Below are 19002 nucleotides of genomic sequence, written 5' to 3'. Positions count from 1 at the left end.
CGTCTCGTCGCGAGCCGCGAATGACTCGAAAAAAAACGCAGGAGCCCGACAATCGTTGAGGTTGCACTGGCCGTAAAACACGCTATCGTGCAGACGTTGCATACGCAGCATCATTGTCTCGAATTTTTTACAAATCGTACGACGTATTCGCGGAGGACCTATGGCTGATCCGTATCTTTCCGAAGTCCGCATGATGTCGTTCGGCTTTGCGCCCAAGGGCTGGGCATTCTGCAACGGCCAACTGCTTCCCATCGCTCAGAATCAGGCGCTGTTCTCGTTGCTGGGCACGACCTATGGCGGGGATGGGCGCGTCACTTTTGGCCTGCCCGACCTTCGGGGCCGGGTGCCGATCAGTACGGGCGCTGGCTATGCGCTCGGCCAACGCGGCGGCGAGGAGAGTCACACGCTCACGATCAACGAGATGGCGCAGCACAATCATTTGGCCAACGCCACCAACAGCAACGGCAGCCAGCCGCTCGATTCGGGTGCCTATCTCGGTGCCTTCAACAACGGCTACAGCACGTCGACGACCGACATCACCCCGCTCAATCCCTTGACCGTGGGCAATGCCGGCGGCAGCCAGGCCCATCAGAACATGCAACCGTTCCTGACGATCAATTTCAGCATTGCCCTCCAGGGCATTTTCCCCTCGCAGAATTGACGAGAAGCGCCGATGTCAGAAGCTTTTGTAGGCGAAATCCGTATGTTCGGCGGCAACTTTGCCCCGGTCGGATGGAATTTCTGTGACGGCAGCCTGTTGGCGATCTCCCAGTACGACGCGCTGTTCAATCTGATCGGCACCACCTATGGCGGCGACGGCCAATCTACCTTCGCGGTCCCCGATCTGCGCGGCCGTGTGCCAATCCACACGGGCACCGCCAGCAGCGGCACGACCTATGTCATGGGGCAGACTGGCGGCGTCGAAAACGTAACACTCACGACGCAGACGATCCCGCAGCATTCACACGCCTTCATCGCCGCGAAGCAGACCGGCACCGCGTCGAACCCGCAGGGAAATATTCTCGATCAGACGACCGGTACGATCGCCATGTATATCGACGGCCAGCCGCCCGATGGCCCGATGGCGAGCGGAATGCTGACGAATACCGGCGGGAACCAGCCGCACAGCAATTTGCAGCCGCTGCTTTGCGTCAGCTTCATCATTTCGCTGTACGGCATTTTTCCGAGCCAGGGCTAGGAGCGCGACGACATGTCCGATCAGTTTCTCGCCGAGATCCGCATCTTTCCATTCAACTTCGCTCCCAAGGGCTGGGCCTTCTGCGGCGGTCAGATCCTGCCGATCTCGCAGAATACGGCGTTGTTCTCACTACTCGGCGTCACCTATGGCGGCAACGGCACGTCGAACTTCGCGCTTCCCAACATGCAGGGCAACGCACCGGCGGCGCCCGGACAGGGCCCCGGGCTGTCGCTGTATGACCTCGGAGAGACCACCGGCTCTCCCAATGTGACGCTGCTGCAAAACCAGATACCGCTTCACAACCATCCTGTGAACGTCGGCACGCAGGACGTCGCTGACGTTCAGGTCCCCAGCCCGACCCGCATCCTGGGCAAATCGGCCAATGCCTTCGCCTATGTGCCCGGTAGCGCGACGCCAACACTGACGCAGATGAACGCCACCATGATCGGCATGACGGGCGGCAACCAGCAGCACAACAACATGCAGCCTTACCTCACGCTGAACTTCTGCATCGCGCTGCAGGGCGCCTTCCCGGCGCGCGGCTGAGGTCGTCTTGGGTTTCGACGCGCCAGGCACCACGCCCGCACCAGCGTTCGGCTGGACGCGCGCGGCCGCTTCCGGCTGCCGCTTTCGCCGCCTGGCGGAGCCGGATCTGCCGTTCCTCGGCCAGCTCTATGCCTCGACCCGCGCCGAGGAGCTGGCGCCGGTGCCCTGGAGCGAGGCGGACAAGGCCGCCTTTCTCGATCAGCAATTCCGTGCCCAGCACGCGCATTACCAGAAATACTATCCGAACGCCGACTGGCTGGTGATCGCGCAGGGTGGTGAGGACATCGGCCGGTTCTACATCGAGCGCTGGCCGAGCCAGCACCGCATCATCGATATCGCCTTCATGCCGGCGCATCGCGGCAAGGGTTATGGCGCGGCGCTGCTGCGCGACGCGATCGACGAGGGGGCGGCCGCCGGCAAGGACGTCTCGATCCATGTCGAGAAGCTCAATCCGGCGATGCGGCTCTACCGGCGGCTCGGCTTCATCACCGAGGAAGACAAGGGCGTTTACGACCTGATGCGGTGGCGGGCGGCAGGAGCTTCCGACCGTCAGGTGAAGACCGCCTGATAGCCATTGCCGTCTCCGAGCGGGCCGATCGGCACCAGGAAGATCTCCATCACGCCCCGCGCCGGATGCCGCACCGGATAGATCGCCTGCGGCAGCCACGCGCCCTTCGGGCCCGTGAACAACAGCGAGAACGCACCGCCCGGCCGGCCGCTGTTGCCCGCGGGCTCGACCTTGGCGAGCTTCAGCGCCACCGCGCGATCCGCCGCCTGCATCTCGAACTCAGCATCCTGATGCGGCGTGAAGTCGTCAATGTGCAGTTTGGCGAGATCGACGGTGGATGTCATGCGCACGTCCCTGTTGCTTTCGAGGTGTAACACACGCCGCGATGTTGCCGTCAAGATTTCTGCCGGTCATCCGATTTCGACCTGAAGCTTTCACCGTCATTCCGGGGCGCCCGCTGCTTCCAGGGGGAGGCAAGTAAACGCAAGACTCGGATGCAGCGCGCCGCGAGGATGCGGATGTATGACTCACGCGAGCGCCACATATTCGATGTCGTCCCGGGCAAGCCAACGGGTCGGCGCGAAGCGCCGCCCGATGACAGGCTCCGCGCGACCCGGGACCCATAACCACCGATGCCAATTGTTTAGCCAGCGCTCGGGCCACAGCTCACTTCAACAACGCAACCCTGTGGTTAGCGACAGCGGAATGGGCGGCGCGACCGTATCAAACCACCGGCAGGACCCTGATGACGGCCCCGCCTTCCTCCGCTAACCTCCCGGCAAAGAGCCGCCAGCAAGGCGGCGAACCGTGTTGAGGGAGGATAGGCGCGTGCATCGAGGCCGTGTCGTATTCGGCGCCATGGACGAGGTCGTGTTCGGGCGGCCCGCGCGTGAGGCCATCGTCGAGCAGTTGGACCGGCTGGGCGCCGAGCGCGCCTTTCTGATGGTGTCGGGCACGCTGAACCGCGAGACCGACGAGATCGAGAAGGTTCGCGCGGCGCTTGGGCCCCGCTGCGTCGGCACCTTCGACAAGATGCCGGCGCATACGCCGCGCGCCGCGGTCATCGCGGCGGCGCAGCAGGCGCGCGGCGCGAAAGCGGATTTGATCGTCACGATCGGCGGCGGCTCGATCACCGACGGCGCCAAGGCGGTGCAGCTTTGCCTCGCCAACAACGTCACGACGTCCGACGGCATCGAGACGATCCGCACCCATGGCGGCGTCTCGCCCGCGATGAATCCGCCGACCGTGCGCCAGATCAGCGTGCCGACCACCATCGCCGGCGGCGAGTTCTCGTCGATCGCCGGCGTCACCAACGAGGCCAAGCGGCAGAAGGAGATGCTGCGCCATCCGTTGGTGATGCCGCGGGCCACCATCCTCGATCCGGAACTTTCGGTGCACACGCCGGAATGGCTGTTCCTGTCGACCGGCATCCGTGCCGTCGATCATTGCGTCGAAGGCATCTGCTCGCGCGAGGCGCATCCTTACGGCGACGCGCAGGCGCTGAAGGGGCTCGAGATGCTGGCGGCCGGCCTGCCGCGGGTGAAAGCCAACCCGAAGGATATTTCGGCGCGGATGGATTGCCAGATCGGCACCTGGCTCTCCACCGGCCCGCTCGCCTCGGGCGTGCCGATGGGTGCGAGCCACGGCATCGGCTACGTCCTCGGCGCCGAGTTCGACGTGCCGCACGGCTACACCTCGTGCGTGATGCTGCCCGCGGTGATGCGCTGGAACAAGCGCGACAATGCCGACCGGCAGGCGCTGGTCGCGGCCGCAATGGGGCATGCGGGCGCGGACGCCGGCGACGTGCTCGACCGCTTCATCCACGACCTCGGCATGCCGCGCAGCCTGCACGAGGTGCGCGTCGGCCCCGAGCATTTCGACCGCATCGCAACGCAAGCGATGCGAACGCCCTGGGTGCCGCGCAATCCGCGCAAGATCGACGATCCATCCCAAGTTCGCGAGATTCTGGAGATGGCTGCATAGAGCGTTTTCGAGCGAAGTGGGTACCGGTTCGCGTGAAGAAAACGCGTCAAAACAAGAATCTAGATCACGATAAAGGGGGATGTGACGTTCGATGTACACCGGCAAGCATGCTTACCTGCGCCCGCTGCAACCCGCCTTCATCATGGCCGGGACCGGCGAGACCGTCACCTATCGTGAGCTCGAGGCACGCTCCAACCGGCTCGCGCATCTGTTCCGCAAACAGGGGCTGCGGCGGCTCGACCATTATTCGATCTTCATGGAGAACAACAACCGCTACCTCGAGGCCTGCGGCGCCGGCGAGCGCGCCGGGCTCTACTTCACCTGCGTCAACTCCTACCTCACCGCGGGCGAGCTCGCCTACATCCTGACCAACAGCCAGTCGCGGATCCTGATCACCTCGAGGCTGAAGCTCGACATCGCGCGCGAGGCGCTGAAGGAGTGTCCGCAGGTCGAACTCTGCATCGTGGTCGACGGCGAAAGCGAGAGCGATCGCGTTGTCGGGCTGCAACAGGCCACCGCGGACCTGCCGTCAACGCCGATCGCGGACGAATATGCCGGCACCGCGATGCTGTATTCCTCCGGCACGACCGGCCGGCCCAAGGGCATCGTGCGGCCGCTGCCGGAGCAGCCGCCGTCGCAGAACCTGCCGCTGTTCGATTTCCTGACCAGGCTCTGGCACTACCGCGAGGGCATGGTCTACCTCTCGCCGGCACCGCTCTACCACTCGGCGCCGCAAGCCGCGGTCAACCTCACCATCCGGATGGGCGGCACCGTCGTCATCATGGAGAGTTTTGATCCCGAGCGCTATCTCGAGCTGGTGCAAAGATGGGGCATCACCCACAGCCAGCTGGTGCCGACCATGTTCTCGCGTCTGCTGAAATTGCCCGAGGAGGTTCGCTCCCGCTACGATCTGTCGACGCTCGAGATCGCGATACACGCCGCCGCGCCCTGCCCGGCGCTGGTCAAGGACGACATGATCAAATGGTGGGGTCCTATCATCCACGAATATTACGGCGCGACCGAGGGACTCGGCTTCACCGCCTGCAACAGCGAGGAGTGGCTCGCGCATCGCGGCACCGTCGGCAGGGTCCTGCTCGGCGATCTGCATATCCTCGACGAGAACATGCGGCTCTGCCCCAAGGGAACGCCAGGCACCGTGTGGTTCAGGACCGCCACACCATTCGAATATTTCAACGACCCCGCCAAGACCAGCGAGGCGCGCTCGGCCGACGGCAGCATGAGCACGGTCGGCGACGTCGGCTATGTCGACGACGACAATTTCCTTTATCTCACCGATCGCGCCACCTTCATGATCATCTCCGGCGGAGTAAACATCTATCCGCAGGAATGCGAGAACCTCCTGATCACCCATCCCAAGGTCGCCGACGCCGCGGTGTTCGGCGTGCCCAATGTCGATCTCGGCGAGGAGGTGAAGGCGGTGGTGCAGCCGGTCGACGGCATCGCGCCGGGGCCGGAGCTTGCCGAGGAACTGATCGCGTTCTGCGCCAGCGCGCTGTCGCGCCAGAAAGTGCCGCGCTCGGTGGATTTCGAGGCCGAGCTGCCGCGGCTGCCGACCGGCAAGCTCTACAAGCGCCTGCTGCGTGACCGCTATTGGGGCAACAAGACCTCGCGGATCGTGTGAGCGGCATCCGGACTGATGCTGCCAATCCAAGCCGGCGGACGCAACGGACTCGCCGGTCGCGCGGATTTCGCGCTATGCTCCGGGATCGCAAGCCAGCTTCGCCGGAGGCCGCCATGCCATCGCCCCAGCCGCGCGAGCCGGAGCCGGTGCAGGCCGGAAGGCTCGAATTCACTGCCGCCGAGATCGGTGCACTCGCCCATCTCTATCGTGGCGAGGTCTATCGCAGCACGGTCTGGCGCACCCGTCTCGACAGCTCGACCAACTGGGCGGTGGTCACGACCGGGATCGCGCTGTCGGCGACCTACAGCAGTGCGGAAGCCTCGCCCTTGCCGATGGTCCTGGTCGGACTGCTGGTGACCGTATTCCTGCTATTCGAGGCGCGGCGCTATCGCTATTTCAACGTCTGGCGCGCCCGGGCGCGGTTGCTCGAAACCGATTTCTACGCACCGATGATCCGCGGCGAGGGGCTGTCGCCGAATGCGGCCTGGACCGACCTGCTCGCCAACGACTACCGCCGCCCCAGCTATCACATCAGCTATGTCAGAGCGATCGGCCGGCGCCTGCGACGGACTTATGGCTGGATCTTCGCGATCCAGGCCATCGCCTATTACGGCAAGCTGGCGATCCACCCGCTGCCGCTGACCACGATGAGCGCGATCTTGGACCGCGCTTCGATCGGTCCGATTCCCGGAACCATCGTGATTCTGGCCGGTGTCGCCTTCCATTCCAGCTGGGCGCTGTTCGCCTTCGTCACACATCGCATCGAGGTCGCGGACCGGCGCACGCGGCACAATCTGATCGCAATGGGCTGAGGCGCCGCGGGCCGCGTTGCCGATCGCGGGCTTTTCCCCTAACCTCGCCTCAACAACAAAGAAAAGGGAGGACTTGCGATGGAAGTGATCCCACTGCGTCCGGGATTCGGTGCCGAGCTGCGCGGCGTCACGCTGTCAGACGTTGCCGCCAGCGATGCCGCCTATGCGGCGGTGCGCGCGGCGTTCGAGGAACATTCGGTGCTGGTGTTCCGCGGCCAGGAGGTCAGCGACGACACCCAGCTCGCTTTCTCGCGCCGGTTCGGTCCGCCCGAGGTGACCAAGGTCGGCTCGATGGGCACCGGCTCGCATTTCGTGATCCTCTCGACCTTCGGGCCCGACGGCAAGGTGGTTCCATCCGATCACCGGCAGCAGCTGCGCGCCAGGGCCAACCAGCTCTGGCACACCGATTCCTCCTTCAAGCGGGTGCCGGCGCTGACCTCGATCCTGTCCGCCCGCATCATCCCGGAGCATGGCGGCGAGACCGAATTCGTCTCGATGCGGCTTGCCTTCGAGCGGCTCGACAAGGACACGGCGAAGCGGCTGGAGAACGCGTTCGCCTGGCACTCCTACGCGCATTCGCGCAGCAAGGTGGCCACCGGCCTTGCAACGTCGGATGAAGTCGACGCGCTGCCGCCGGTGTGCTGGCGCATGGTCTGGCGCAATCCCGTCAACGGCCGTGGCGCGCTGTATCTCGCCTCCCATGCCTATGGCGTCGAGGGCATGGATGCCGAGGCCGGCAAGGCGCTGATCGAGCAATTGACCGAAGCCGCGACCGCGGCCGGCGTCAGCTATCTGCACCAATGGAAGCAGGGCGACGTCGTGATGTGGGACAACCGCGCCACCATGCATCGCGGCCGCCCCTGGCCGGCGCATGAGGGCCGCCTGATGATTCGCACCACGATCTCGGCGACCGAGGCCGATGGCGTCGCCAACATGCACCTGTCCTCGCCGCAGGCGGCGGAGTGAGGCGCTGCTGCGCCTGTCGTACCGTCATCCTGAGGAGCGCGCTCTTGCGCGCGTCTCGAAGGATCGACGGCCACCGGCCGGGCCGTGCATCCTTCGAGGCTCGCTCCGCTCGCACCTCAGGGGATGACGGGACAAGATAACGTGCGAAACGTCGGCGACAAACTGTCGCTGATTGCGAATCATTTCACACCGCACGCGTCAGTGGCGGCAACCGAATTCAAACGGAGTTTCGCCGCTGCATAGCAAAACAACCCGGGTTCCCCGCTATCACAGCCATTATTCCCGATCCGCGGAAATTTTAATGTTGTGGGGTCATCCGAATTGCCAATCCCCGCGCGATCCTCGCTGGTTGCCCGACAGCCTCACCGTGGTATCGTCGATGCCAATCGGCCATTGAGACCGAAATGTGGGAGGGGACCATGCGGAGCGTGCAAGCGCTGGCCGTCGCGGTGTTGTCTGTGCTGATCATCAGCGACGTTTCACGCGCAGCCGAGCCGAAACCGGGCGGCATCTTCAGGATCTATCACCGCGACAGTCCGGGCAGCGCCTCGATCCACGAGGGCGCGACCTATTCGCTGAACGTTCCGTTCATGCCGATCTTCAACAATCTCGTCATCTTCGACCAGCACATCGCCCAGAACAGCGCCAGCACGATCCGGCCCGAGCTTGCGGAAAGCTGGGCCTGGAGCGGCGACAACAAGACGCTGACCTTCAAGCTGCGCAAGGACGTGAAATGGCACGACGGCAAGCCCTTCACCGCGGCCGACGTCAAATGCACCTTCGACATGCTGATGGGCAAGTCGCAACAGAAGTTCCGGCAGAACCCGCGCAAGTCCTGGTACGAGCAAGTCGAGGAGGTCACGACCAACGGCGACTATGAGGCGTCGTTCAAGCTGAAGCGGCCGCAGCCCGCCCTGCTGTCGCTGCTCGCCTCGGGCTATTCGCCGGTCTATCCCTGCCATGTGTCGCCGGCCGAGATGCGCACCAAGCCGGTCGGCACCGGCCCGTTCAAGTTCGTCGAGTTCAAGGCCAACGAGTCGATCAAGCTCACCAAGAACCCCGACTACTTCAAAAAGGGCCTGCCTTATCTCGACGGTATCGAGTTCACCATCATCCCGAACCGCTCGACCGCGATCCTCGGCTTCGTCTCCGGCAAGTTCGACATGACGTTCCCGACCGAGGTCTCGATCCCCCTACTCAAGGACGTCAAGTCGCAGGCGCCCAACGCGGTCTGCGTGGTGGAACCGAACAACGTCTCCACCAACATCATCATCAATTCGACCGCGCCGCCGTTCGACAATCTCGACATCCGCCGCGCGCTGGCGCTGGCGCTCGACCGCAAGGCGTTCATCCAGATCATGTTCGAGGGCCAGGGTGACATCGGCGGTACCATGGAGCCGGCACCGGACGGGCTGTGGGCGATGCCGAAGGACATGCTGGAGCAGATCCCCGGCTACGGTCCCAACATCGAGAAGAACCGCGAGGAAGCCCGCAAGCTGATGCAGAAGGCGGGCTACGGCCCGGACAAGCACCTGCAGATCAAGGTCTCGACCCGCAACATCGCGGTCTATCGCGATCCCGCGATCATCCTGATCGACCAGATCAAGAGCATCTACATCGACGCCGAGCTCGACGTCGTCGACACCGCGCAATGGTTCCCGAAGATCGCCCGCAAGGACTACTCGCTCGGCCTCAACCTCACCGGCAATGCCGTCGACGAGCCCGACCAGTCGTTCTACGAGAACTATGCCTGCGGCTCGGAGCGGAACTACACCAACTATTGCAACAAGGAGATCGAGAAGCTGTTCGACCAGCAGTCGGAAGAGACCAACGTCGACAAGCGCAAGAAGCTTGTCTGGGAGATCGACAAGAAGCTGCAGGAAGACGTCGCGCGTCCGATCATCTTCCATGCCCGCACCGGCACCTGCTGGCAGCCTTACGTGAAGAATGTCACGATCATGTCCAACAGCTCCTATAACGGCTATCGTTACGAAGACGTCTGGCTGGACAAGTAGGCATAGCGTTTTCGGGCGAAGTGGATACCGGTTCGCGCAAAAAAAGCGCGCCGGAAGACAAGACACAGGCGGGATCAAGGAGAGAGCCAGGGTGTTTGCCTATATCGTGCGGCGGCTGTTCCTGATGCTGGTGACCCTATTCGGGATCTCGGTCATCATCTTCGTGCTGCTGCGCGTCGTTCCCGGCAACATCGTCGACATCCTGTTCGACGCCGCGGGCTTCGTCGACCCCGCCGACAAGGCCAATCTCGAGCGCGAGCTCGGGTTGAGCCAGCCGATCGTGATCCAGTATCTGCACTGGATCGGCGGCCTGCTGCACGGCGATCTCGGCTATTCCTACGTCTCGGAAAAGCCGGCGCTGGAGGAAATCCTGCCGCGGATTCCGATCACCGCGCGGCTTGCGGGGTTGGCGCTATTGTTCTCCGCCTCGATCGGCATTCCGCTCGGTGTCATCAGCGCCGTCCACCAGGGCTCACGGCTCGATTATGCGCTGCGCGTCGTCAGCCTCAGCGGCCTGTCGCTGCCGTCATTCTGGCTCGGCCTGCTGATTTTGATGGCCTCGGTCTCGCTGTTCGGCACCATGCCGATCTTCAATCCGAACCCGAAAACCTGGCTCGAGGCGCTGACCATCTATGCCGTGCCGGCGATGGCGGTCGGCTTCCGCAGCGCGGCGCTCACCATGCGCATCACCCGCTCGTCGATGCTGGAGATCCTGCGCCAGGACTATATCCGCACGGCGCGCGCCAAGGGCGCCTCCGAAGCCTCCGTGAACTATCACCACGCGCTGAAGAACGCGGTGCTGCCGGTCATCACCGTGATCGGCATCGAGGCCGCGTTCCTGATCGGCGGCCTGATCGTCACCGAGACCGTGTTCAACATCCCCGGCATCGCCCGCTTCCTGGTCGAGGCGCTGCGCTGGCGCGACTATCCGATCGTGCAGAACCTCGTGATGTTCATCGCCGTCGTGGTGGTGGTCGTGAATTTCATCGTCGACATGCTCTACGCAGCAATCGACCCGCGTATCCGGTTTGGAGACTGAGCGCGTGGCAACGATCAATTTCGACAGCGAATTGCGACGTGCCGGGGCCAACGCCACCGGCGGCTGGGGACGGTTTGCGTTCCTCGCGCAACGCCACGTGCTCGGCACAATCGGCCTCGTCATCATGCTGCTGTTCGTGCTGACCGCGATCTTCGCGAACGTCATCAGCCGCTACGATCCGCTCAGCGTCGATTCAGCGCACCGGCTGGCTGCGCCGTCCGCGCTGCACTGGTTCGGCACCGACTCCTTCGGCCGCGACGTCTGGAGCCGCATCATCCATGGTGCGCGGATCTCGCTTGCGGTCGGCATCGGCTCGACGACGCTCGGCGCCACGCTCGGCGTGATCGTGGGCCTCGCCTCCGGCTATCTCTCCGGCTGGGTCGACCTCGTGTTCCAGCGGGTCACCGACATCCTGCAGTCGCTGCCGCTCTTGGTGCTCGCACTCGTGATGACCGCGGCGCTCGGCCCATCGCTGCCGAACGTGATCCTGGCGATCGCAATTCCCCTGATCCCGACGGTCGCGCGCGTGATCCGCGCCAACACGCTGGCGCTGCGCGAGCAGCCGTTCGTCGAGGCCGCCAAATCGATCGGCATGAGCGAGACGCGGATCGCGCTGCGCCACGTGCTGCCCAACACCATCGCGCCACTGATCGTGCTCGCCACCGCGCAGCTCGGCTCGACCATCCTGACCGAAGCGTCGCTGTCGTTCCTTGGCCTCGGCATCCCCGAGCCTTATCCGTCCTGGGGTCGCATGCTGTCCGAATCCGCCGCCGAATATGTCCGCACCGCGCCATGGCTGGTGATCTTCCCCGGCATTGCGATCAGCCTTGCGGTGTTCGGCACCAATCTGTTCGGCGACGCGTTGCGCGACATTCTCGATCCGAGGCAGCGCGGCTGATGAGCGAGGCCAAGACGCTCGATACGATTCTCGACGTGAAGAACCTGCAGACGGTGTTCTTCACCAACTCCGGCCTGTTCCGCGCGGTCGACGACGTCTCGTTCTCGGTCCGTCGCGGCGAGACGCTCGCGATCGTCGGCGAGTCCGGCTGCGGCAAGAGCGTCAGCGCGCTGTCGATCATGCGGCTGGTGCCCGATCCGCCCGGCCGAATCGTCGGCGGCTCGGTGACACTCGAGGGCACTGATCTGCTGAAGCTCGACGATGCCGCGATGCGCGACATCAGGGGCAACCGCATCTCGATGATCTTCCAGGAGCCGATGACTTCGCTCAATCCGGTGATGCGGATCGGCGACCAGATCATCGAGGCGGTGCGGTTGCACCAGAAGGTCAGCAGCAAGGAGGCCTGGAAGCAGGCCGTCGACATGCTGCGGCTGGTGCGCATCCCGGAACCGGAGCGTCGCGCGCAGGAATATCCGCATCAGCTGTCCGGCGGCATGCGCCAGCGCGCCATGATCGCGATGGCGCTGGCGTGCCGGCCGGCGCTCCTGATCGCGGACGAACCGACCACGGCGCTCGACGTCACCATCCAGGCGCAGATCCTGGCACTGATCGTCGATCTGCAAAAGCGGCTCGGCACCGGGCTGATCCTGATCACCCACGACCTCGGCGTCGTCGCGCAAACCGCGCAGCGCGTGATCGTGATGTACGCCGGCAAGAAGGTCGAGGAGGCGACGGTCGAAGCTTTGTTCGAGACACCGCTGCACCCCTACACGCGCGGACTGATGGCCTCGATGCCGGCGGTGATCGCGCTCGGCGCGAAGACCGATGCGCGGCTGACCGAAATCCCCGGCATGGTGCCGTCACTGACCAAGCTGCCGCCTGGCTGCGCCTTCGCGCCGCGCTGCAAGCTGGCAGTCGACCGCTGCCGGCAGGAATATCCGCCGCTCGACGAGGTCAAGAGCAATCACTGGGCCGCGTGCTGGCGCGCCGGCGAGATAGCGGAGGCGTCATGACCGAACAGCGCCCGCTCCTCGAGGTGACCGACCTCGTCAAGCACTACGCGGTGCGCGGCGGTGTGCTGCGCCGGCAGGTCGGCACCGTGCATGCGGTCGACGGCGTCAGCTTCGCGCTTGGCGCCGGCGAGACGCTCGGGCTGGTCGGCGAATCCGGCTGCGGCAAGTCGACGGTGGCGCGCACCGTGCTGCGGCTGGTCGAGCCGACCAGCGGCGCCATCAAGCTCGATGGCGAGGACATCGCGCCGCTCAGCAAGACGGCGCTGCGGCCGTACCGGCGCTCGATGCAGATCGTGTTCCAGGATCCGTTCGCCTCGCTCAACCCGCGCATGACGGCCGGCGACATCGTCGGCGAGCCCCTCACCGTGCATGGCCTCGCGACCGGCGCGAAGAAGCAGGAGCGTGTCGCGGAACTGTTCCAGCAGGTCGGCCTGCGGCCCGACCAGATGAAGAATTTCCCGCACCAGTTCTCCGGCGGCCAGCGCCAGCGTATCTGCATCGCGCGCGCGCTGTCGCTCGGGCCGCGGCTGATCGTCTGCGACGAGCCGGTCTCCGCGCTCGACGTCTCGATCCAGGCGCAGGTGATCAATCTGCTGATCGACCTGCAGCGCCAACAGAACTTCTCCTATCTGTTCATCGCGCACGATCTCGCTGTCGTCGCCCATATCAGCCACCGCGTCGCGGTGATGTATCTCGGCCGCATTGTCGAGATCGCCGACAAGCACGAGCTGTTCGCCAATCCGCGCCACCCCTACACCCAGGCGCTGCTCGCCTCGGTGCCGATCGCCGACCCCAAGGCCAAGCGAACCGCGCCGCTGATCGACGGCGATGTCCCGAGCCCGATCAATCCACCGTCAGGCTGCGCCTTCCACACCCGCTGCCGCTACGCGATGGATCGCTGCAAGACCGAACGCCCGGTGCTGCAGGCGGCCGGCCCGGCGCATCAGGTCGCCTGCTGGCTGAATGACGGCACGGGGCGGAGCGAATAATTCTATCGTCGTCCCGGCGAAAGCCGGGACCCAGAACCACAAATGTTCGCTGTTGCGCCGCGCTGTGGCCTTAGCTTTTTTGAATCACCACGTCCTGTGGTTGTGGGTCGCGGGTCGCGCTCCGCTTGCCCGGGGCGACGGTGGTTAGGCGACAGCCTCGATCTCCACCACGATCTTCCCCGTCGTCACCTGCTCGCCCTCGGCGACATCGATCGACGACACCGTGCCCGCGACGCCGGCGGTGTGGACGTGCTCCATCTTCATGGCTTCCAGCGTCATCACCGGCTGGCCGGCCGCGACCTTGTCGCCCGGCTTCACCAGCACCGCGACGACCCGGCCGTTCATGGCGGCGCGGACCTTGCCGTCGCCTTCGGCCGCCGTCGCGCTCTCCGGCGGCGCCAGCGTGAGATCGCGCGCCGACAGCGTGACGCCACGGTGCAGGATATGGAGCCGATCGCCATCGCGCAGGAATTTGGCCTGCTCCATCACCCCATCGTGGTGGAAGCGGATGCTGTCCTGACCGAGCTCGTCGATCACGAAGCTGAAGCGATCGCCGTTGCGGGTCGCGAGGTAGCTGCCGTCGCGCTCGCGAACGATCTCGATCTCCTTCACGCCGTGGCCGAGATCGATCCGCAGGCCGAGCGGGAATGTCGCTGCGAGCGACCGGCCGCGCTGCCATGGCGGCGCGTGCGGATGGGTCACGTAGAGCAGCAGCGCCGCGAGCGCGATATCGCTGCCGCGATCGGGTCGGACCGCGAGCAGCGCATCGCGGTTGTCGCCGATGAAAGCCGTGGTCGCCTCGCCCCTGGCGAAGACCGGATGGCGCAGGCAATCGATCAGGAAGCCCTGATTGGTGGTGACGCCGAAGGCCGTGACCTGCTCCAGGGCGCAGATCAGCTTGCCGCGCGCTTCATCGCGGGTCGCGCCGCGGCTGATGACCTTGGCAATCATCGAATCGTAGAACGGCGGAATCTCCGAGCCGGACTGCAGCGCATGCTCGACGCGGATACCATCTGGCATCTGCCACCGCGCCATCGTGCCGGATTGCGGCATGAAATCGTGCGCGGCATTCTCCGAGCAGAGCCGGACCTCGATGGCATGGCCGGAGAACTTGACGTCCTCCTGGGTCAAGCCGAGCGGCGCACCACTGGCGACGCGCAGCTGCAATTCGACCAGATCGAGCCCGGTGATCGCCTCGGTGACGGGATGCTCGACCTGCAGTCGCGTGTTCATCTCCATGAAGTAGAAATTGCCGGCGCGATCGAGCAGGAATTCCAGGGTGCCCGCACCCTCGTAGCCGATCGCCTTGACCGCCTGCACCGCGACCGCGCCCATCCGCGCGCGCAGCTCCGGCGTCACCGCCGGCGACGGCGCCTCCTCGACCAGCTTCTGGTGCCGCCGCTGCACCGAGCAATCGCGCTCGCCGAGATGGATGGCGTTGCCATGGCGGTCGCCGAACACCTGAATCTCGATGTGGCGGGGATTGACGATCGCGCGCTCCAGAATGACGGTCGGATCGCCGAACGCGCCCTGCGCCTCCGATCGCGCACTGCGCAGCGCGTCGGGAAATGCCGCCGCATCGGTGACCAGCCGCATGCCGCGGCCGCCGCCACCGGCGACCGCCTTGATCATGACCGGAAAACCAATGGCCCTGGCTTCCGCCAGCATCACGGCAACGCTCTGGTCGACACCCTGATAGCCGGGCACGCAGGGCACGCCGGCCCGCTGCATGATCTCCTTGGCGCCGGCCTTGTTGCCCATCGCAAGGATCGCTTCCGGCGACGGACCGATGAACACCAGACCCGCATCGCGGCAGGCCTGCGCAAAATCCTCGTTCTCGGCGAGGAAACCATAGCCGGGATGCACCGCGCCGGCGCCGCTCGCCTTGGCCGCGGCGATGATCGCGTCGATCTTCAGATAGGATTGCGCCGGCAGCGCCTCGCCGATCCGCACCGCCTGGTCGGCCTCGCGCACATGCAGCGCATCGCGGTCGGCGTCCGAATAGACCGCGACGACGCCATGGCCGAGCCGCCGTGCGGATCGCATGATGCGCAGCGCGATCTCGCCGCGATTGGCGATCAGGATCTTGAAGAACGGCGTCCGCTTCACGATTGCCCCGCTCATGGCCGCGCCACCGAGAACTGCATGCGCTGCGGGCTGCGGGCCTCGGCCTCGCGGCAGATCGAAAGCACCTCTGACAGCACCGTCCGCGTATCGCGCGGATCGATCACGCCGTCGTCGAGCACGCGGGCGCTGGTCGAGAATACGTCCATCTGGCTGTCGAACACCCCGGTGATCTGCGCCTTCATCGCGTCGAGCTTCTCCTTCTCGATCGGCTTGCCCCGCCGCGCCGCCGCGGCTTCGGTGACGATCGCCATGGTTTCGGCGGCCTGCTCGCCGCCCATCACCGCGGTCTTGGCGTTGGGCCAGGAGAAGCAGAAGCGCGGGTGGAAACCGCGGCCGCACATGCCGTAATTGCCGGCGCCGAACGAGGCGCCGCAATACAGCGTGATCTGCGGCACCGTCGCCGAGGTCACCGCCTGGATCATCTTCGAGCCGTGCTTGATCATGCCGGCCTCTTCATAGGCCCGGCCCACCATGTAGCCGGTGGTGTTGTTCATGTAGAGGATCGGCGTGCGCGACTGGCAGCAGGCCTGGATGAAATGCGTCGCCTTGTTGGCGCCGGGCACGTCGAGCGGGCCATTATTGGTGATGATGCCGATCGCTTGGCCCTGGATGCGGGCATGGCCGCAGACCGTCGCCGGACCGTAATTGGCACCGAATTCGGTGAAGTCGGAATCGTCGATGAAGCGGGCGATCGCCTGGCGCATGTCGACGGGACGCTTGTGATCCATCGGCATGATGCCGAGCAGTTCCTCGGCGTCATAGCGCGGCGGCTTGAACGCGCCCGGCGCCGGTGCCGGGCGGTCCCAAGAACGGTCCCAAGGCAGCTTGGCCATGATGTCGCGCGCGATGCGCAGTGCGTCGCGGTCGTCCTCGGCGAGATAATCGCCAAGGCCCGAAATCGAGGTGTGCATCTCGGCGCCGCCGAGCTCCTCCTCGGTCGCGATCTCGCCGGTGGCGGCCTTGAGCAGAGGCGGCCCGGCGAGGAAGGCGCGGGTACGGCCGCGCACCATCACGATGTAGTCGGACAGACCCGTCTGGTAGGCACCGCCCGCGGTCGAGGAGCCGTGGGTGACGGTGACGACGGGAAGCCCCGCCGCCGACAGCCGCGCCAGGTTGCGAAAAATGTTGCCGCCACGGACGAAGTCCTCGACGCGGTAGCGCAGCAGATTGGCGCCAGCGCTCTCGACCAGCTGCACATAGGGCAACTTGTTCTCCAGCGCGAGTTCCTGCACCCGCAGCGTCTTGTCGAGGCCGTAGGGCTGCAATGCACCCGCGTCGATGCCGGCATCATTGGCGCTGACCATGCAGCGGATGCCGGAGACGAAGCCGATGCCGGCGACCAATCCGCCGCCGGGCACGCTCTTGTCGGCATCCGCCACGTCGAACATGTAGCCGGCGAGCGTCGACAGTTCGAGGAAGGGAGAGCCGGGATCGAGCACCAGCGCGACGCGCTCGCGCGGCAACAGCTGGCCGCGCTTGTGGAAGCGGTCCTTCGCCGCGGCCGACGCCGCACGCGTCCGCTCCTCTAGCCCCCGCATCCGGGCGATCAGCGCCAGCATGCCGTCGCGATTGCCCTGGAAGGCGGCGCTGCCGGTGGAAATCGTGTTCTCGATGATGGCCACTAGGCGCGCTCCACAAAATGCCCACTGTATTGCTGCCGCAACTCGACCTTGCGCAGCTTGCCGGTCGCGGTCATCGGCATCTCCTCGAGGATACGCACCAGCTTCGGCACCTGGAAGCCGCCGAGGTGCTTTCTGCAATGCGCCTCGATGCCGGCCTCGTCGGCCACCGCGCCGGGTTTCAGCTTGACGAAGGCGGAGACCGCCTCGCCCCATTGCGGATGCGGCAGGCCGACCACGGCGGCATTCTGCACGGCGGGGTGCGCCAGCAACGTCTCCTCGATCTTGACGGAGGCAACGTTCTCGCCGCCCGACTTGATCATATCCTTCTTGCGGTCGAGGAACAGCACCTCGCCATTGCCGTCGATCAGGGCAAGATCGCCGGTATGGTGCCAGCCGAACTTGCGCGCCTCCTCTGTCGATTTGGGGTCCTTGTAGTAGCCCATCATCACGTTGGGCCCGCGATGCACCAGCTCGCCGATCTCGCCGCGCGGCAGCAGGTTGCCATTGTCGTCCATGATCGCGGTCTCGTTGACGATCAGCGATTCGCCCCAGTAATTGCCGAAGCGGTCGAGCTGAACCTCCGGGCGGGACATCGTCGTCGCCGGATACATCTCGGTCTGGCCGCTGGACAGCACGAAGTTCGGACAGAGATCGGCCATGGCGCGCTCGAGCAGCGGCTTGCCCATCGGCGCCATGGTGTAGATGCAGCAGCGCAGACCCGACAGGTCGTAGTCGCGCCGGCGCGGATGGTCGAGGATCGCCTGGTACATCAAGGACAGGCCGACGAACACGGTGAGCTTATCGCGGACGATCGCCTCCATGCAGGCAACCGGATCGAAGCCGCCCATCAGCGCCATGCGTCCGCCGACCGAGAGATAGCTGAGCAGCAGCACGTGGCCGGCGCAGTGGAACAGCGGAAACTGTCCGGTGATCCCGTCATCGCGCGAGAGCTGCATCTCGATGCAATTGCTCATCACGGCCATGACAACGGCGAGGTGGCAATGCATCGCGCCCTTCGGCCGCGAGGTCGTGCCTGACGTATAGATGATCATCGCGAGGTCGCGGTCGTCGATCTCGATGTCAGGCTCGATATCGGACTGTCCCTCCAGCAGACCGTTGAACTCCTGCAATCCGGTCTTGCCGGCATTGCCGGTCAGGTCGATCGTGATCATCTCCAGGCCGCGCGCTTCCAGCGCGGCGCGGCGGTCGGCCTGGGCATGAAGCGCGTCGTCGATGACGGCGAAACGCACCTCGGCATGGCCGAGGATGTAGTCCATGTCAGACGGTCCGAGCATGGTGTTGATCGGCACCCAGACCAGGCCGGCGCGGTGAATGCCGAACAGCGCTTTGACGAATTCGACGGAGTTGTTGCAGATGGTCGATATCTTTTCGCCCGGCTTCAGCCCGCGCTGCACCAGATGATTGGCGAAGCGATTGGCGTCGCGCTCGAGTTCGGTAAAGGTCACCTGCCGGTTGCCGTCGGTGAGCGCGATGCGATCCGGAAACCGCCGCGCGGCGCGCTTCAACAGATCGCCGATCGCGACCCGCCCGATGCGGCCCGGCCCGGTGACACCGCCGGTTACTGCGAGATTGTCCATGCGTGTTGTCTCCCCTGCTCCGTCATTCCGGGATGCGCGAAGCGCA

General features: G+C 65.2%; 17 protein-coding genes. 13 read left to right on the top strand and 4 right to left on the bottom strand.

All coding sequences use genetic code 11. The annotated features are described in order from the left end of the window. Positions 1 to 160: 160 nt before the first annotated feature. From IF803_RS16500 to IF803_RS16485, 4 genes are read left to right on the top strand one after another with little or no spacing between them, the layout of a single operon-like run. On the top strand, positions 161 to 661 hold the full coding sequence (locus IF803_RS16500; protein WP_028344246.1) for a phage tail protein: 501 nt from the start codon (positions 161 to 163) through the stop codon (positions 659 to 661). A gap of 12 nt (positions 662 to 673) precedes the next feature. Then, on the top strand, positions 674 to 1198 hold the full coding sequence (locus IF803_RS16495) for a phage tail protein (RefSeq protein WP_028344247.1): 525 nt from the start codon (positions 674 to 676) through the stop codon (positions 1196 to 1198). 12 nt (positions 1199 to 1210) lie between these two features. Then, positions 1211 to 1744 (top strand): phage tail protein, encoded by a 534-nt coding sequence (locus IF803_RS16490; protein ID WP_028344248.1) that lies wholly within the window; start codon positions 1211 to 1213, stop codon positions 1742 to 1744. Positions 1745 to 1751: 7 nt separating this feature from the next. Beyond that, the gene (locus tag IF803_RS16485; RefSeq protein ID WP_461192799.1) at positions 1752 to 2312 is read left to right on the top strand and encodes a GNAT family N-acetyltransferase; all 561 of its coding nucleotides are present in this window, start codon (positions 1752 to 1754) and stop codon (positions 2310 to 2312) included. Here IF803_RS16485 and IF803_RS16480 read toward each other — a convergent pair. Continuing rightward, positions 2294 to 2596: a DUF6916 family protein gene (locus IF803_RS16480; protein ID WP_245288904.1), complete on the bottom strand. Its 303-nt coding sequence runs from the start codon at positions 2594 to 2596 to the stop codon at positions 2294 to 2296. The genes IF803_RS16485 and IF803_RS16480 overlap by 19 nt on opposite strands. 484 nt (positions 2597 to 3080) lie before the next feature. On the opposite strand from IF803_RS16480, the gene IF803_RS16475 reads away from it, so the two are divergent. The 9 genes from IF803_RS16475 (at position 3081) to IF803_RS16435 (ending at position 13609) form a co-directional block, all read left to right on the top strand. Then, on the top strand, positions 3081 to 4235 hold the full coding sequence (locus IF803_RS16475; protein ID WP_411783861.1) for an iron-containing alcohol dehydrogenase: 1155 nt from the start codon (positions 3081 to 3083) through the stop codon (positions 4233 to 4235). 91 nt (positions 4236 to 4326) lie between these two features. Next, the gene (locus tag IF803_RS16470; protein WP_461192798.1) at positions 4327 to 5877 is read left to right on the top strand and encodes an AMP-binding protein; all 1551 of its coding nucleotides are present in this window, start codon (positions 4327 to 4329) and stop codon (positions 5875 to 5877) included. A gap of 113 nt (positions 5878 to 5990) precedes the next feature. Continuing rightward, entirely contained in the window at positions 5991 to 6689 is a 699-nt protein-coding gene (locus tag IF803_RS16465) for a DUF2270 domain-containing protein (RefSeq protein WP_375764010.1), read from the top strand. Positions 6690 to 6767: 78 nt separating this feature from the next. Then, positions 6768 to 7655: a TauD/TfdA dioxygenase family protein gene (locus IF803_RS16460; RefSeq protein WP_461192797.1), complete on the top strand. Its 888-nt coding sequence runs from the start codon at positions 6768 to 6770 to the stop codon at positions 7653 to 7655. A 419-nt stretch (positions 7656 to 8074) separates the two neighbouring features. Continuing rightward, positions 8075 to 9670 carry an ABC transporter substrate-binding protein gene (locus IF803_RS16455; RefSeq protein ID WP_461192796.1) on the top strand — a complete coding sequence of 532 codons (1596 nt, stop codon included), beginning with the start codon at positions 8075 to 8077 and terminating at the stop codon, positions 9668 to 9670. Between the two features lie 91 nt (positions 9671 to 9761). Further along, positions 9762 to 10709 carry an ABC transporter permease gene (locus tag IF803_RS16450; RefSeq protein ID WP_028335293.1) on the top strand — a complete coding sequence of 316 codons (948 nt, stop codon included), beginning with the start codon at positions 9762 to 9764 and terminating at the stop codon, positions 10707 to 10709. A gap of 4 nt (positions 10710 to 10713) precedes the next feature. Further along, the gene (locus IF803_RS16445) at positions 10714 to 11607 is read left to right on the top strand and encodes an ABC transporter permease (RefSeq protein WP_411783867.1); all 894 of its coding nucleotides are present in this window, start codon (positions 10714 to 10716) and stop codon (positions 11605 to 11607) included. Then, positions 11607 to 12620 carry an ABC transporter ATP-binding protein gene (locus tag IF803_RS16440; protein ID WP_461192795.1) on the top strand — a complete coding sequence of 338 codons (1014 nt, stop codon included), beginning with the start codon at positions 11607 to 11609 and terminating at the stop codon, positions 12618 to 12620. Before IF803_RS16445 ends, IF803_RS16440 begins: the two co-directional genes overlap by 1 nt. After that, a complete protein-coding gene (locus IF803_RS16435) occupies positions 12617 to 13609 on the top strand; it encodes an ABC transporter ATP-binding protein (protein ID WP_461192794.1) in 993 nt (330 codons plus the stop codon). Before IF803_RS16440 ends, IF803_RS16435 begins: the two co-directional genes overlap by 4 nt. Positions 13610 to 13753: 144 nt before the next feature. Here IF803_RS16435 and IF803_RS16430 read toward each other — a convergent pair whose 3' ends face one another. From IF803_RS16430 to IF803_RS16420, 3 genes are read right to left on the bottom strand one after another with little or no spacing between them, the layout of a single operon-like run. Beyond that, positions 13754 to 15733 (bottom strand): acetyl/propionyl/methylcrotonyl-CoA carboxylase subunit alpha, encoded by a 1980-nt coding sequence (locus tag IF803_RS16430; RefSeq protein WP_461192793.1) that lies wholly within the window; start codon positions 15731 to 15733, stop codon positions 13754 to 13756. Beyond that, complete coding sequence (locus IF803_RS16425) at positions 15730 to 17358, bottom strand: acyl-CoA carboxylase subunit beta (protein ID WP_461192792.1); 1629 nt, start codon at positions 17356 to 17358, stop codon at positions 15730 to 15732. The genes IF803_RS16430 and IF803_RS16425 overlap by 4 nt, the downstream gene beginning before the upstream one ends. Next, positions 17358 to 18956 carry an AMP-binding protein gene (locus IF803_RS16420; protein ID WP_461192791.1) on the bottom strand — a complete coding sequence of 533 codons (1599 nt, stop codon included), beginning with the start codon at positions 18954 to 18956 and terminating at the stop codon, positions 17358 to 17360. The genes IF803_RS16425 and IF803_RS16420 overlap by 1 nt, the downstream gene beginning before the upstream one ends. Positions 18957 to 19002 lie beyond the last annotated feature (46 nt).

The organism is Bradyrhizobium sp. UFLA06-06, from assembly GCF_054820065.1.
The sequence above is the reverse complement of the archived record's forward strand: the minus strand, read 5'-3'. Positions and strand labels throughout refer to the sequence as shown.

Excerpts from the sequence above, each read along its gene's own strand:
- IF803_RS16455 (WP_461192796.1), top strand. The coding sequence starts at position 8,075 with ATGCGGAGCGTGCAAGCGCTGGCCGTCGCGGTGTTGTCTGTGCTGATC.
- IF803_RS16465 (WP_375764010.1), top strand. The coding sequence starts at position 5,991 with ATGCCATCGCCCCAGCCGCGCGAGCCGGAGCCGGTGCAGGCCGGAAGG.
- IF803_RS16480 (WP_245288904.1), bottom strand. The coding sequence starts at position 2,596 with ATGACATCCACCGTCGATCTCGCCAAACTGCACATTGACGACTTCACG.
- IF803_RS16435 (WP_461192794.1), top strand. The coding sequence starts at position 12,617 with ATGACCGAACAGCGCCCGCTCCTCGAGGTGACCGACCTCGTCAAGCAC.
- IF803_RS16490 (WP_028344248.1), top strand. The coding sequence starts at position 1,211 with ATGTCCGATCAGTTTCTCGCCGAGATCCGCATCTTTCCATTCAACTTC.
- IF803_RS16500 (WP_028344246.1), top strand. The coding sequence starts at position 161 with ATGGCTGATCCGTATCTTTCCGAAGTCCGCATGATGTCGTTCGGCTTT.
- IF803_RS16460 (WP_461192797.1), top strand. The coding sequence starts at position 6,768 with ATGGAAGTGATCCCACTGCGTCCGGGATTCGGTGCCGAGCTGCGCGGC.
- IF803_RS16430 (WP_461192793.1), bottom strand. The coding sequence starts at position 15,733 with ATGAGCGGGGCAATCGTGAAGCGGACGCCGTTCTTCAAGATCCTGATC.
- IF803_RS16420 (WP_461192791.1), bottom strand. The coding sequence starts at position 18,956 with ATGGACAATCTCGCAGTAACCGGCGGTGTCACCGGGCCGGGCCGCATC.
- IF803_RS16495 (WP_028344247.1), top strand. The coding sequence starts at position 674 with ATGTCAGAAGCTTTTGTAGGCGAAATCCGTATGTTCGGCGGCAACTTT.
- IF803_RS16440 (WP_461192795.1), top strand. The coding sequence starts at position 11,607 with ATGAGCGAGGCCAAGACGCTCGATACGATTCTCGACGTGAAGAACCTG.
- IF803_RS16470 (WP_461192798.1), top strand. The coding sequence starts at position 4,327 with ATGTACACCGGCAAGCATGCTTACCTGCGCCCGCTGCAACCCGCCTTC.